This is a genomic window from Amycolatopsis sp. NPDC059021, from assembly GCF_042739895.1.
Classification (GTDB): Bacteria; Actinomycetota; Actinomycetes; order Mycobacteriales; family Pseudonocardiaceae; genus Amycolatopsis.
In genome coordinates, this window is sequence record NZ_JBHYIQ010000069.1 from 1 (window position 1) to 13079 (window position 13079).

Annotated in this window: 11 protein-coding genes; 9 read left to right on the plus strand and 2 right to left on the minus strand. The window is 71.0% G+C overall.

The genetic code is table 11. From position 1 onward, the window contains the following. Nucleotides 1–203 precede the first annotated feature (203 nt). Complete coding sequence (locus ACFWX1_RS32415; protein WP_378393565.1) at nt 204–1043, plus strand: hypothetical protein; 840 nt, start codon at nt 204–206, stop codon at nt 1041–1043. 101 nt (nt 1044–1144) lie between these two features. On the opposite strand, the gene ACFWX1_RS32420 is transcribed toward ACFWX1_RS32415, so the two are convergent. After that, complete coding sequence (locus tag ACFWX1_RS32420; protein WP_378393566.1) at nt 1145–2311, minus strand: YhjD/YihY/BrkB family envelope integrity protein; 1167 nt, start codon at nt 2309–2311, stop codon at nt 1145–1147. Nucleotides 2312–2535: 224 nt separating this feature from the next. Here ACFWX1_RS32420 and ACFWX1_RS32425 point away from each other — a divergent pair, with 224 nt between their 5' ends. From ACFWX1_RS32425 to ACFWX1_RS32445, 5 genes are all read left to right on the plus strand, one after another. Next, on the plus strand, nt 2536–4287 hold the full coding sequence (locus ACFWX1_RS32425; RefSeq protein ID WP_378393567.1) for a DEAD/DEAH box helicase: 1752 nt from the start codon (nt 2536–2538) through the stop codon (nt 4285–4287). A 196-nt stretch (nt 4288–4483) separates the two neighbouring features. Continuing rightward, nucleotides 4484–5614: a sugar ABC transporter substrate-binding protein gene (locus tag ACFWX1_RS32430; protein ID WP_378393568.1), complete on the plus strand. Its 1131-nt coding sequence runs from the start codon at nt 4484–4486 to the stop codon at nt 5612–5614. A gap of 96 nt (nt 5615–5710) precedes the next feature. After that, a complete protein-coding gene (locus ACFWX1_RS32435; protein ID WP_378326994.1) occupies nt 5711–6484 on the plus strand; it encodes an ATP-binding cassette domain-containing protein in 774 nt (257 codons plus the stop codon). A gap of 20 nt (nt 6485–6504) precedes the next feature. Continuing rightward, nucleotides 6505–7959, plus strand: coding sequence for a sugar ABC transporter permease (locus ACFWX1_RS32440; protein WP_378393569.1), 1455 nt, complete (start codon nt 6505–6507; stop codon nt 7957–7959). Nucleotides 7960–7983: 24 nt separating this feature from the next. Beyond that, on the plus strand, nt 7984–9153 hold the full coding sequence (locus tag ACFWX1_RS32445; protein WP_378393570.1) for an ROK family protein: 1170 nt from the start codon (nt 7984–7986) through the stop codon (nt 9151–9153). Between the two features lie 623 nt (nt 9154–9776). Here ACFWX1_RS32445 and ACFWX1_RS32450 read toward each other — a convergent pair. Next, a complete protein-coding gene (locus ACFWX1_RS32450; protein WP_345387499.1) occupies nt 9777–9956 on the minus strand; it encodes a hypothetical protein in 180 nt (59 codons plus the stop codon). 340 nt (nt 9957–10296) lie between these two features. Here ACFWX1_RS32450 and ACFWX1_RS32455 point away from each other — a divergent pair, with 340 nt between their 5' ends. The 3 genes from ACFWX1_RS32455 to ACFWX1_RS32465 form a co-directional block, all read left to right on the plus strand. Continuing rightward, nucleotides 10297–11100 (plus strand): DMT family transporter, encoded by an 804-nt coding sequence (locus tag ACFWX1_RS32455; RefSeq protein ID WP_378393571.1) that lies wholly within the window; start codon nt 10297–10299, stop codon nt 11098–11100. A 38-nt stretch (nt 11101–11138) separates the two neighbouring features. Next, nucleotides 11139–12491: a glutamine synthetase gene (locus tag ACFWX1_RS32460; RefSeq protein WP_378393572.1), complete on the plus strand. Its 1353-nt coding sequence runs from the start codon at nt 11139–11141 to the stop codon at nt 12489–12491. A gap of 31 nt (nt 12492–12522) precedes the next feature. Next, the coding region (locus tag ACFWX1_RS32465; protein ID WP_378393573.1) for a DUF6885 family protein at nt 12523–13079 on the plus strand (557 nt) is incomplete at its 3' end.

Consider the following 13079-nt stretch of genomic DNA (forward strand, 5'->3'; position numbering starts at 1 on the left):
GGCCGCCCCCCCCCGCCACCCCCCCCCGGCCCGGACTCGAAAGCGGGGCCGCCCCCCGGCGCGTTAATGAGCACAACAAGGGCATCTTGTCCACCGGGGGAGCCCCGGTGAACAGAGGTGAAAATCCTTCACATGGTGGCTGTCCTGTGCGGTGACGGCTGGTAGAAGTACTGGCCAGTCCCTCCCGCATGGACGGAGCCATCATGCGCAGAACCGCGATCCTGCTCGCCCTGGTCGCCCTCCTCGCCACCGCCGCCCCTTCGCCGGCCCAGGCCGTCACCGGCTGGAAAGAGGTCGGCTCGGACCGGGCGCGGCCGCTCGACGAAAGCCAGGGCCTGGCCACCATCGTGCGGCCGTCGGGTACCACCATCCGCTACACCGGCGTCGGGACGATCCCCGCCGACCTGTCCTCGCAGGGCTGGAACCACGTCGGCGACCCCGGCTCGGCGCAGGGCTGGTACGTCGAGCCGTACCAGCGGGACGATCGCGGCGCGAAGCTGTTCCGCGTGCAGGCCCCGGACGGTTCGTGGGCCAACTACCGGCACGCGCTCGAATCGTGGGAGGCGAACAACAACTCCTTCGCCGCCGTGTCGCCCGACGCGCGCTGGATGGTCGCGGGGGAGTGGGGCACGATGGACCGCCTGCTCGTGCACCCGATGCCCGGCGCGGCGTTCCCCGACGCGTCGAAGAACCTGCCGTACGCCTCGGCGATCCGCCTCGACCACTCCGTGCGCGACGTCCAGGGCTGCGACTTCCTCACCGCGACCCGGCTGCTCTGCGCGTCCGACGATCCCGACGGCAGCCTGTTCGGCACCACGAAACCGCTGCTGCAGGTCGACCTCGCGGGCCCGCTTTCCGGTTCGGACGTCACCGGGCACGTGACCTCGCTGGGCCAGCTGCCGCTGCGCAGCGCGTGCGGCGGGAACTTCGAGGTCGAGGGCATCGACTTCGACGAGCGGGACGGCACCCTGCGCGTCATCGTCATGTCGCCGAGCGTCTGCATCGCCTTCGACAGCAAAACCTACCGCTTCCAGCACTCCTGACCGCGCCTCGGCAGGTCCGTGAAGGCCCCCTTCACAGCGCTGAGGGTAATGAAGGAGTCCTTCACGGACCTGACGGTAGTGAAGGGGGCCTTCACGGAACGTCAGTCCGTGCGGGGGACGCGAGCGGGGCCGGGGTCGTCGGCCTGCACCGGGGGCGCGGGGCGAGCGTCCTCTGTGGACGGTGACGGTGCGGAGACCTCGGACGACGCGGCGGGGGCGTCGCCGGTGCGGTCAGGAGAGCCCGCGACCGAGGGGCGCGGACGGCGCAGGGGGAGCGTGAGGCGTTCCGAGGAGGGTTTCGCCTCGTCGGCGCGGATGCTCTCGCTGACCCGCTCCATCTCCAGCCGGCGCCATTTCCGGCGCTGCCGCCGGGTCGGCTTCGCCGGCCACAGCTCCTGGATCGCGCTGTTGAAATACGCCCCGCCGACCACCGCGAGCCCGATGAAGAACATCAGCAGCAGGAACGCGATCGGCGCGGCGAGCGCGCCGTAGGTGTAGCCGGTCTTGGTGATCCAGTTCAGGTAGATCCGCAGCCCGATGCTGGAGAGCAGGAACACCACCATCGCCAGCACCGCGCCCGGCAGCCCTCGGTGCCACGGCAGCCGCCTCGGCAGCGCGAGCTTGTACAGCGTCGTGAGCGCCAGGACGATCATCACCCCGAGCACCGGGTAGTACAGCGCGCTGACCCAGCTGGTCACCGTGTCGCGCCAGCTCACCGGGAAGAACTGCGGCAGCAGGTCCGGCCCGATCGCCAGCAGCGGCAGCCCGACCACCAGGATGACCAGCGCGCACAGGTACAGCAGCAGCGCGAAGATCCGCTGCCAGACGTCGTTGCGCACGCCGTACTGGCCGTGCGCAACCGTGATGGCGTCGACGAAGGACGACATCGCCGACGAACCCGCCCACAACGAGATCACGAAGCCGACCGAGACGATCTCGCCCTTCCCGACGGTGAGGATGCTGTTGACCGTCGGTTCGATGATCTCCCGCACCGCGTTGTCGCTGAAGATCGTGTGGCAGAAGGTGATGATCTTGTCGTGGACGGCGGACACCACGCCCTGGCCGAACCACTCGCCGACGAAGCCGAGGCTGCCGAGCAGCCCGAGCAGCAGCGGCGGCAGCGAGAGCGTCTGCCAGAACGCGGCTTCGGCGGCCTCGGAGAAGATGTTGCCGTCCCACGCCTTGGCGAACGTGCGCGCGATCAGGCGCAGCGGGCCCTTGCGGCTGCCCTTGCCTTTTGCCGGCGCGGCCTTCACCTCGTCGCTCATGACATGTCCAGCATGGTCCATTCGCGCGAATTTGGCTCGTCACCACGACGATCCCCGGGCGTGTCGGCCGACACCACCCGTGCCGGTGCCCTGCGCCGCCGGACCCGGAAGGTAAGCTCCTGGAAGTGCCCTCACCGCCGTAACCGGCATCGAAGCCGGTAGCACAGTGGGGGTTTTCGCACGTCACGGCCGATGAACGGCCTATCGGAGGGGGTGAACCGGACTTGTCGGAGACCGCGGAGCGCACATCAGGGTTCGGCGCCCCACCGGCCGCCGAGGATTCGACCGCGCGGCCGCTGCGGGCCTGGCAGCGCCGCGCGCTGACGAAGTACCTGACGCGGAAACCGCAGGACTTCCTGGCCGTGGCGACCCCCGGCGCGGGCAAGACGGTGTTCGGGCTGCGGATCGCGGCCGAACTGCTGTCGGATCGCACGATCGAGGCCGTCACGATCGTCACACCGACCGAGCACCTCAAGCACCAGTGGGCGGCCTCGGCCGCGGCCGCCGGGATCGACATCGACTCGAACTTCCGCAACACCACCGGCGTCACGTCCTCGGACTACCGCGGGGTCGCGGTCACCTACGCGCAGGTCGCGGCGCATCCGACGCTGCACCGCGTCCGCACCGAGAACCGCAAGACACTGGTCATCCTCGACGAGATCCACCACGGCGGTGACGCGAAGTCCTGGGGTGACGCGGTCCGTGAGGCCTTCACCCCCGCCGTGCGGCGCCTGGCGCTGACCGGGACGCCGTTCCGCAGCGACGACTCGCAGATCCCGTTCGTCACCTACGAGCCCGACGGCTCCGGCTTCCAGCGCAGCAAGGCCGACCATTCCTACGGCTACGCCGACGCGCTCGCCGACGGCGTCGTCCGGCCGGTCGTCTTCCTCGCCTACTCCGGCGAGGCGTCCTGGCGCACCAGCGCGGGCGAGGAGTTCACCGCCCGGCTGGGGGAGCCGCTCACCGCGGAGCAGAACGCCCGCGCCTGGCGCACCGCGCTGGACCCGGCGGGCGAGTGGATCCCGGCGGTGCTGCAGGCCGCCGACACCCGGCTCACCCAGGTGCGCCAGGGCGTGCCGGACGCGGGCGGCCTGGTGATCGCCACCGATCAGGAGAGCGCGCGCGCCTACGCCAAGATCCTGCAGCGGATCTCCGGCGAGATGCCGACGCTGGTGCTGTCCGACGACCCGAAGGCGTCCGGGCGGATCAAGGAGTTCTCCGAGTCCTCGGAACGCTGGATCGTCGCGGTCCGGATGGTGTCCGAAGGCGTCGACGTGCCGCGGCTGGCGGTCGGCGTCTACGCGACCAGCGCGTCCACCCCGCTGTTCTTCGCCCAGGCCATCGGCCGCTACGTGCGGGCGCGCAAGAAGGGCGAGACGGCGAGCATCTTCCTGCCCAGCGTCCCGGTGCTGCTGGAGCTGGCGAGCGAGCTGGAAGCACAGCGTGACCACGTGCTGGGCAAGCCGCATCGTGAGAAGGAGGGCTGGGACGACGAACTGCTCGCCCAGGCCAACCGCACCGAGGACGAGCCGGGCGAGGAGGAGAAGGCGTTCACCTCGCTGGGCGCCTCGGCCGAGCTTGACCAGGTCATCTACGACGGCAACTCGTTCGGCACCGCGGTGTTCTCCGGCTCCGACGAGGAGCAGGAGTACCTCGGCCTCCCCGGGCTGCTGGAGCCGGACCAGGTGCGCGCGCTGCTGCGCAAGCGCCAGGAGGAACAGCTCGCGGACGAGAAGCGCCGCAAGCCGAAGGAAGCCGAGCAGCCCGCCGCGCCCCCCGTCCGGCAGACGGTGAGCGAGCGCCTCGGCGCGCTGCGCAAGGAACTCAACGCGCTGGTCGGGATGTACCACCACCGCACGAAGAAACCGCACGGTGCGATCCACAACGAGCTCCGCCGGGTGTGCGGCGGCCCGCCCACCGCGATGGCCACCGTCGAGCAGCTCGAGGAACGGATCGTCACGCTCCGTTCGTGGTAGCGATCACATCGTTGCCTGCCTGGTCGCGGTTCCGGACGCGTTGCCAAACCGTGTCCGTTCTCGGCTACTTAATCGATCCAGCCATCTTCCGCGACGCCGGTCAGCGACATATGTTGTCGGCCACAACATATGCGCGACGGTGCGCCGGCCATCTCCGGACCGCCGCCCCGCGAGCAGGATCGGAGAACGAACGAGGATGCGCAGCAGAACCCTAACCCTCTTCGCCGCCACGGCGGCTTCCGCGCTGGTGCTGACCGCCTGCGGCGCCAACAGTGCCGCCCCTTCGGGCTCGGGCAGTTCCACCGTGTCCGCCCCGTCCTCGGGCGGCGCGAACGGGAAGATCGGGGTCATCCTGCCCGAGACCGCGACCTCCGCGCGGTGGGAAGCCTTCGACAAGCCGATGCTCACCGAGGCGCTCAAGGCACAGGGTTTCGACGTCGACGTGCAGAACGCGCAGGGCGACGTCCAGAAGTTCACGACGCTCGCCGACGGCATGATCGCCCAGAACGTCAAGGTGCTCGTCATCGCCGCGATCAACGGCGAACTCGGCGCCGCGGTCGCCAAGAAGGCGCAGAACGCGGGCATCCCGACGATCGACTACGACCGGCTCAACCTCGGCGGCAGCTCGGACTACTACGTCTCGTTCGACAACGAGAAGGTCGGCGCGCTGCAGGGCCAGGGCCTGGCCGACGCGCTGAAGGACAAGAAGGGCGCGCAGGTCATCCAGATCGAGGGCGCCCCGACCGACAACAACGCCACGCTGTTCGCCAACGGCCAGAAGAGCGTGCTGCAGCCGAAGTACGACAGCAACGACCTGAAACTGGTGCAGTCGCAGGCGATCGAAGACTGGAACAACCAGAAGGGCGGCCAGGTCTTCGAGCAGATCCTCACCGGCAACAACGGCAAGGTCGACGGCGTCGTCGCGGCGAACGACGGCCTCGCCGGCGCGGTGATCACGGTGCTGAAGAAGGTCGGTCTCAACGGCAAGGTCCCGGTCACCGGTCAGGACGCCACCGCGGACGGCCTCCGCGCCATCCTGCGCGGCGACCAGTACATGACGGTCTTCAAGCCGATCAAGGAAGAGGCCGAGGCCACCGCCAAGCTCGTCACCGCGCTGGCCAAGGGCGACAAGGCCGCCGCCGACGCCATCGCCACCGGCAAGAGCAACGACCCGAAGGGCAACCGCCAGGTCAAGTCGGTGCTGCTGCAGCCGAGGCTGACCACCAAGGACGGCGTGAAGGACGTCGTCAGCCAGGGCTACGTCAAGGCGTCCGAGGTGTGCGCGGGCGACCTCGCCGCGGCGTGCGCCCAGCTCGGCATCTCCTAGGCCGGAAAAGTCCCCCGCAGACAGCCGGGCCGGGACGCGTGCCCCGACCGCGTGTCCCGGCCCGGTCACCACGCCGGAGAGTCAGAGAAGACAACGATGAGCGAACCCATCCTCGAACTGCACCAGGTGAACAAGAGTTTCGGGCCGGTCCACGTCCTGCACGACGTCGACTTCAACGTCCGGGCCGGTGAGGTCACCGCGCTGGTCGGCGACAACGGCGCCGGAAAGTCCACTTTGGTCAAATGCATCGCCGGGATCCACGGCACCGACTCGGGAACCGTGCGCTTCCACGGCGAACCGGTGCACATCCACGGCCCGCGCGACGCCGCCGCGCTCGGCATCGAGGTCGTGTACCAGGACCTCGCGCTGGCCGACAACCTCGACATCGTGCAGAACATGTTCCTCGGCAGGGAACGCGGCAGCCGGTGGCTGCTCGACGAGGCGAGCATGGAGAAGGCCGCCCGCGAAACGCTGGCGTCGCTGTCGGTCCGCACGGTGAAGTCGGTGCGCACGCCCGTTTCCGCGCTGTCCGGCGGGCAGCGGCAGACCGTCGCGATCGCCAAGTCCGTGCTGTGGGACTCGAAGGTCGTCCTGCTGGACGAGCCGACCGCCGCGCTCGGCGTCGCGCAGACCCGGCAGGTGCTCGACCTGGTCCGCAGGCTCGCCGAGCAGGGCCTCGGCGTCGTGCTGATCAGCCACAACATGGCCGACGTGTTCGAGGTGGCCGACCGCATCGCGGTGCTCTACCTCGGCAGGCTCGTCGCCGAGGTGCACACCAAGGACGTCACCCACGGCCAGGTCGTGGAGCTCATCACCGCCGGGCGCTCCGGCGAACTCGGCCTCGCCCGGCCCGAAGCCGCGGTCCTGTGAGCGGGAAGAAAGAACCGGAAATGACTGAGACACCCCAGAAACTGGCGGCGGACGAGCCCAAGCTCGCCGACAAGCTCTCGCCGTCCGCGGCGATCACCGACTTCGGCATCGACACGACATCGATGTCGACCTCGGAGGCGATCCGCGACTACTTCTCCCGGCTGAAGGCAGGCCAGCTGGGCTCGCTGCCCGCGTTGCTCGGCCTGGTCGTGCTGGTGATCCTGTTCTCCGCGCTGTCGGACTTTTTCTTCACTCTCAACAACATCGCGAACCTGCTCGCCCAGGGCGCGGGGCAGACGATCATCGCGATGGGCATCGTCTACGTCCTGCTGCTCGGCGAGATCGACCTGTCCGCGGGCACCGCCTCCGGCGTCGCCGGATCCGTGATGGCACTGCATTTCGTGCGCAACGGCAACCTGCTCGGTTCGCTGGGCAGCACGGTGTTCTTCATCTTCGTCGCCATTCTCGCGGTGGCCGCGCTGCTCGCGCTGTTCCTGCGGATCTGGGCGGGCGCGGCGCTTTCTCTTGTGGCACTGGCGATCGTGCTGTCCGGGGTCACCGCGAACCCGTGGATCGAGATGCTGTTCGCGATCTGCGTCGGTGCCGCGATCGGCTGTATCACCGGGTTCCTGGTGTCGAAGATCGGCATGCCGTCGTTCGTGGTGACGCTCGCGCTGTTCATCGTGTGGCAGGGCGTGATCCTGCAGTTCATCGGCGAGGGCGGCACGCTGAACATCAGCAACTCCGACGTGCTCAACAAGGTGGCCAACGGGAATCTGTCCATCGCGGGCAGCTGGGCGCTGGCGATCGTGGGGGCCGGCGGCTTCGCCGGGGTGACGCTCGGCAGGCATTTCTCCCGGCTCAAGCGCGGACTCGTCGTCCAGCCGACCCCGCTCGCGCTGGCCAAGGTCGGCGCGGTGGCGGTGATCGCCGCGGTGTCGACCTATCTGTTCACGCTCAACCGCGCGGCGAACTCGAACGTCGTCATCCAGGGCGTGCCGTACGTGGTGCCGATCGTGCTGGTGCTGCTGACGATCGGGACCTACGTGCTCAACCGGACCCGCTACGGCAGGCACATCTACGCCGTCGGCGGCAACCGCGAGGCCGCCCGGCGCGCGGGGATCAACGTGGACAAGATCCGCGCGAGCGTGTTCGTGATCTGCTCCACCGTCGCCGCGATCGGCGCGATCGTCTACTCGTCGAAGGTCGGTTCGGTGGACCCGCAGGCCGGTGGGCTGAACACCCTGCTGTTCGCGGTGGGCGGCGCGGTGATCGGCGGGACCTCGCTGTTCGGCGGCAAGGGCAGGCTCTTCGACGCGGTGATCGGCGGCATGGTGCTGGCCGTCGTCGCGAACGGGCTCGGCCTGCTCAAGCAGCCGGTGGCGGTGCAGAACATCATCACCGGGCTGGTGCTGCTGCTCGCGGCCACAGTGGACGCCTTGTCCCGCCGTCGCGCGGCGGTGTCGGCGCGGTGACACGCCGCGTGGAAAGATGACCCCGTGACCAGCACGCCCGTTGCTCGACCCGACGAGGTGCGCAGGCACAACCGCACGACGCTGCTGCGGCTGCTGCACGTCAGCGGGCCGAGCACACGGGCGACGCTGGCCGCGGAACTCGGGCTCAACCGGAGCACCATCAAGACCCTCGTCGACGGGCTGGCCGAGGCCGGCGTCGTCGAGGAGCGGGTGCCGCGGCCGGGGCGGGGAGCGGGCCGTCCCTCGCTGCTCGTCCTGCCGCAGCCGCACGCGGCGGTGGTGCTCGCGGTGGACCTCCAGGTCGAGCACGTCGCCATCGCGCTGGTCGGGCTCGGCGGGCAGATCCTCGGTCGCAACAGCTGGAACCTGCGCGGCCGCATGCGCGAGCCCGACGAGGTCATCACGCACGTCCTCGAATCCACGGCCATGCTCGCCGGGGACCTCGGCGTGTCCCCGGTCGCGGCCGGGGTGTCGGTGCCCGGCGTCGTCCGCCGCTCGGACGGCCACGTGCACGAGGCGCCCAACCTGCGCTGGACCGACGTCGCGCTGGGGGAGCGGCTCGGCAGCGTGCTGCGGATCCCGATCCTGGTCGGCAACGACGCCGAACTCGGCGCGGTCGCCGAGCATCTGCGCGGCGCCGCGCGGGGCTCGTCGGACGCGGTGTACATCTCGGCGGACGTCGGGGTCGGCGGCGGCGTCATCGCCGAGGGCTCCTCGCTGCGCGGTGGTGCGGGGTACGTCGGTGAGGTCGGCCACATGGTGGTCCGGCCCGGCGGGCGGGCCTGTTACTGCGGCAGCAGCGGCTGCTGGGAGACCGAGGTCGGCGAAGCCGCGCTGTGCCGCGCGCTGGGCCTGCCCGAGGACACCCCGCGCGGGGCCATCCTGTTCGAACTGCGGGAGCTGGGACGGGACCCGTCGGAGGCGGCGCGGCGGCTCGGGGAGTTCGTCGAATGGCTCACCCTGGGCCTGGTCAACGTGGTGAACCTGCTCGGCCCGCAGCTGGTGGTGCTCGGAGACCTGCTGACCGTGCTGCCGGAGGAGATCGTCCGCGCGGTGGCCGCCGACGTGCGGCGGCGCAGCCTGGTGAGCCGGGCCGTCGGCGGGACGCGGATCGTCGGCTCGGCGCTGGGCGCCGACGTCAAACTGCTCGGCGCCGCCGAAGTCGCCTTCGAATCGGCTCTGGACCGGGTCTGAGCGGCGCGGTCATCACCGAGGGACGCCCCTGCCGCACTGAACGCACCGAAGGCGTCCCTCGGTGCGGGGAGGGGGCTTGGCACCGCACGTCATGTCCCGAACGCACCGCACGTCATGTCCCGAACGCACCGCACGTCATGTCCCGAACGCACCGCACGTCATGTCCCGAACGCGTCGTTCAGGACGCTCAACGTCCCGAACGCGTCGTTGGGGACCTCTGCGGGGCGGCGGGAGCGCGAACGGCCCTTTCGCGACGCCGGGATGTGCTGAAGGTGCCCTTCATCGCGTCCGACGCACTGAAAGCGCCCTTCAGCACATCCACCGCACTGATAGCGCCCTTCAGCTCACGGCGGGCAAGCCGAGTGCGGCGGGGGTGCAGGTGGTGTAGCTGGGGCTGGTGAGGCGGTGTGCCGGGAGATGCCATGTCCCGAACGCCTCGTTGGGGGCGTTGAGCGTCCTGTACGCGTCGTTCCGGACAGGCCCGTGACGGGTCGATGGTCCATTCGCGACGACCGGGACGCGGTGAAGGTGCCCTTCAGCACACGCCCTTCAGCACGGAAAAGAAGGAGGGCGGCGGGCGCTCGCGCGCCTGCCGCCCTCGAACGGATCGTGGGGCCCGGGGACTACCGGATGATCTCGGCAGCGAGTTCCTTGAGCTTGGACTCGTGCTCGCGGGCGTGGTGGCCGCAGAAGAGCAGCTCGCCACCGGTGGAGAGGACGGCACGTACCTGTGCCGCGGCTCCGCACCGGTCGCAACGGTCGGCGGCGGTCAATTCGGGGCGGGTGAGCGTCGGCGTTGTCATGGGGGTCTCCCTCCGTCCCGGCATCGGTGGCCCGATGCCCTCGATCCAGCTACGCCCACTCCGGTGGTGACTCCGGTGCGAGGATCGCGCCGGCTCCGTTGTGTTCGTGCTTCCACTCTTGCAGACGTTTCGGGGCCCGCAAGTGTTCCCGCGCCGGTGGGAGCTGTGTCACGCCGAATTACCCCGGATGCCGTAGCGGAATCCGGCAGCACAGGAGTTGCGGCCCCGCCGGAGGGTGTTTCGCGTGGTCAGGCACCATGCGGGAGTGGCTTCGGTGATCTCGGCAAAACGCCTCGGGGCGATTCCCGCCCCGATCTTGTTCGTTCTCAGCGGAATTTCGATGTACGCCGGAGCGGCCATCGCAGTCGGACTTTTCGGACATGCGACGCCCGCCGGGGTGGCCTGGCTGCGCTGTCTCGGGGCGGCCGTCGTGCTGATCGCCTGGCGCCGTCCGCCCGCTTCGGCCTGGCGGGGACGTCCGCTGCTGCTCGCGGCCACGTTCGGCGTGGTCACGGCCGGGATGAACGTGCTGTTCTACGAGGCGATCGCGCGGCTGCCGCTGGGCACCGCGGTCGCGCTGGAGTTCGCCGGGCCGGTCGCGGTCGCGGCGTTCGGCTCGCGCACCGTGCGTGACTTCCTCGCGGTGGCGCTGGTGGCCGCCGGGGTGGTCGCGATCGCCGACGTGCGGCTGGAGGGCGCCGCGCTGGGGGTGGTGTTCGCGCTGGGCGCCGCGGCGGCCTGGGCGGCCTACATCGTGCTCGGCAAGCGGGTCGCGGCGGCGGGCGCGGGGATCGACGGGCTCGCGATCGGGTTCGTGATCGCCACGGTCCTGCTCTGCCCCTTGGCGCTCGGCACCGGCGAGGTGTGGTCTTCGCCACGTCTGCTGGTTCTCGGCATCGGGGTGGGCGTGCTTTCGACGGTGGTGCCCTACGCGCTCGACCAGGTCGTGCTGCGGCGGGCCGGGCGGGCCCGGTTCGCGTTGCTGCTGGCCTTGCTGCCGGTCACGGCCGGGGTGACCGGGTTCGTGGTGCTCGGCCAGGTGCCCGGTCTCCTCGAGGCACTCGGCACGCTGGCCGTCGTGGCGGGGGTCGCGCTGCGCGGGCGGGAGACGGCGAAGGAGCCGGCGCAGGAACCTCCCGGTTAGCGATAGCCGTGATCGCGCCGAGCGACGATACTGGCCGGATGACGAAGGCGGCGTCGGCCGCGGCCAAGGATCTGGCCGCCGCGGGGGTGAGCGGGGTCCATGTCGCCTGGGCGGACAACAACGGCATCCCGCGGTCCCGGATCGTGCCGATCACCGGCCTCGCCGACGCGGCGACCCGCGGTGTCGGGACCACGTCGCTGTTCGCCGTCTTCGACAGCCACGACGCGATCACCTACGGTCACAGCGGCCTCGCCACGCCGTCCGGCGACATCCGGCTCGTGCCCGTCATCGACCGGTTGCGGCGGCTCGCGGGACAGCCCGCGCTGGCCTGGGCGCCGGGCCGCCAGCTCGCTGCGGACGGGTCACCGTGGCCGTACTGCCAGCGAGGAGTCCTCGAACGCCAGGTGGCCGAGGCCGATCGCCGGGGCCTCGAATTCCGCGCCGGGTACGAGATGGAGTTCGCCGTCGCCCCGGCGGGGAGCGCGGACATCGTGTCGGCGCCGGGCCATCCCGGGCCCGCCTACAGCCCGCACGCGCTGATCGGCCTCGACGAGTTCGTCGCCGGGCTGCTGCACGACTTCGACGCCAACGGCCTGCGGATCGGCCAGCTGCACGCCGAATACGGCCTCGCACAGCTGGAACTTTCCCTCGGCGTCACGGATCCGGTGTCGGCGGCCGACGACCAGCTGCTCGCCCGCCAGACCATCCACGCGGCCGCGCACGCCCACGGGCTCGTGGTCAGCTTCGCCCCGATGATCGGGTCCGGCACCGCGGGCAACGGCTGGCATCTGCACACCTCGGTACGCCGCAAGGGCCGGAATCTCCTGGCGGGCGAAGGCCTTCCCGGCGAGGACGGCGCCGCCTACCTCGGGGGCCTGCTGCGGGATCTGCCCGCGCTGACGGCGATCACCGCGCCGAGCGTGCCGTCCACGATGCGGCTGCGCCCGGGGTTCTTCGCCGGCGCGTACGCCTTCTGGGGCGTGGAGAACCGGGAAGCGCCGCTTCGGTACGTCCCCGGCTCGTCCCTGCTCGGCACCGATCACGCCAACGTCGAGCTGAAGACGTCCGACGCCTCGGCCAATCCGTACCTCGCCCTCGCGGTCGTCCTGGCGGCGGGGATGGCCGGGATCGCCGACGGCGTCGTCCCGCCCGAGCCGATCGCACAGGACCCGGGGACCTGGAGCGCGGGGGAACGCGAAACCCGCGGTGTGGCAAGGCTTCCGGAGGACCCGGCCGCGCAGGACGCCGCGCTTCTGGCATCGTCGAGGGTGGCCGGGGTGCTCGGCGACGAACTGCTCGGCGCGTTCCGCGCGGTGCGGGCCTCCGACGCGGCGTGGGCGGAGGGGAAGTCCGCGGACGAGATCATCGCCGCCCATCTGTGGCGGTACTGACGAACAAAGGCTGAAGGGGGAACGACTTCTGATGTACTCGGGAGTCGACGGCGGCCACACCGACCTGTCCGACGTGCGCTGGCTGCCCGGCGGGGCCCGGCTGGCCGCCGAGGCGCGGGCCGAGCTGCCGCAGAAGGACGGCCTCGACGCGGCCTTCGTGGCGCTCACCGCGCTGCGTGCCGCGGGGATCGACGTGGCTGACCAGGACGAGGTCGCCCGCGCGGCCGGGACGGTCCGCGGTCCCGCGCAGGCCCCGCCGGGCAGCGCGCCGCGCGTGGATTTCCGGCTCGCCATCCCGGAAACCCCCGATCCCGCCGCCGCGGGCACCTCGGCGGCCGGGCTGGCCGCGGCGATCGACGAGCTGTCCGGCGCGCGCCTCGTCAGCGTTCCCGTGACCGGGGAGTGGACCACGGACGCGCTGTTCGATCTGCTGGTCTCGCTGTGGGAACTGCCGCGCGTGGCTGTCGTGGGGCCCCCCCCCGCGCGCCCCGGGGGGGCCCCCCCCCCCCCCCCCCCCGCCCCCCGGCGCGGTATGGGCCACCCCCCCCCGCCCCCCAGGGGAAGCCGCGCGGGCGCCCCCGGGCCGCG

Bases quoted from the DNA above. Each gene is read 5' to 3' on its own strand.
- ACFWX1_RS32450 (WP_345387499.1), bottom strand. From the start codon at position 9,956: ATGACAACGCCGACGCTCACCCGCCCCGAATTGACCGCCGCCGACCGT.
- ACFWX1_RS32460 (WP_378393572.1), top strand. From the start codon at position 11,139: ATGACGAAGGCGGCGTCGGCCGCGGCCAAGGATCTGGCCGCCGCGGGG.
- ACFWX1_RS32420 (WP_378393566.1), bottom strand. From the start codon at position 2,311: ATGAGCGACGAGGTGAAGGCCGCGCCGGCAAAAGGCAAGGGCAGCCGC.
- ACFWX1_RS32435 (WP_378326994.1), top strand. From the start codon at position 5,711: ATGAGCGAACCCATCCTCGAACTGCACCAGGTGAACAAGAGTTTCGGG.
- ACFWX1_RS32440 (WP_378393569.1), top strand. From the start codon at position 6,505: ATGACTGAGACACCCCAGAAACTGGCGGCGGACGAGCCCAAGCTCGCC.
- ACFWX1_RS32415 (WP_378393565.1), top strand. From the start codon at position 204: ATGCGCAGAACCGCGATCCTGCTCGCCCTGGTCGCCCTCCTCGCCACC.
- ACFWX1_RS32455 (WP_378393571.1), top strand. From the start codon at position 10,297: ATGTACGCCGGAGCGGCCATCGCAGTCGGACTTTTCGGACATGCGACG.
- ACFWX1_RS32430 (WP_378393568.1), top strand. From the start codon at position 4,484: ATGCGCAGCAGAACCCTAACCCTCTTCGCCGCCACGGCGGCTTCCGCG.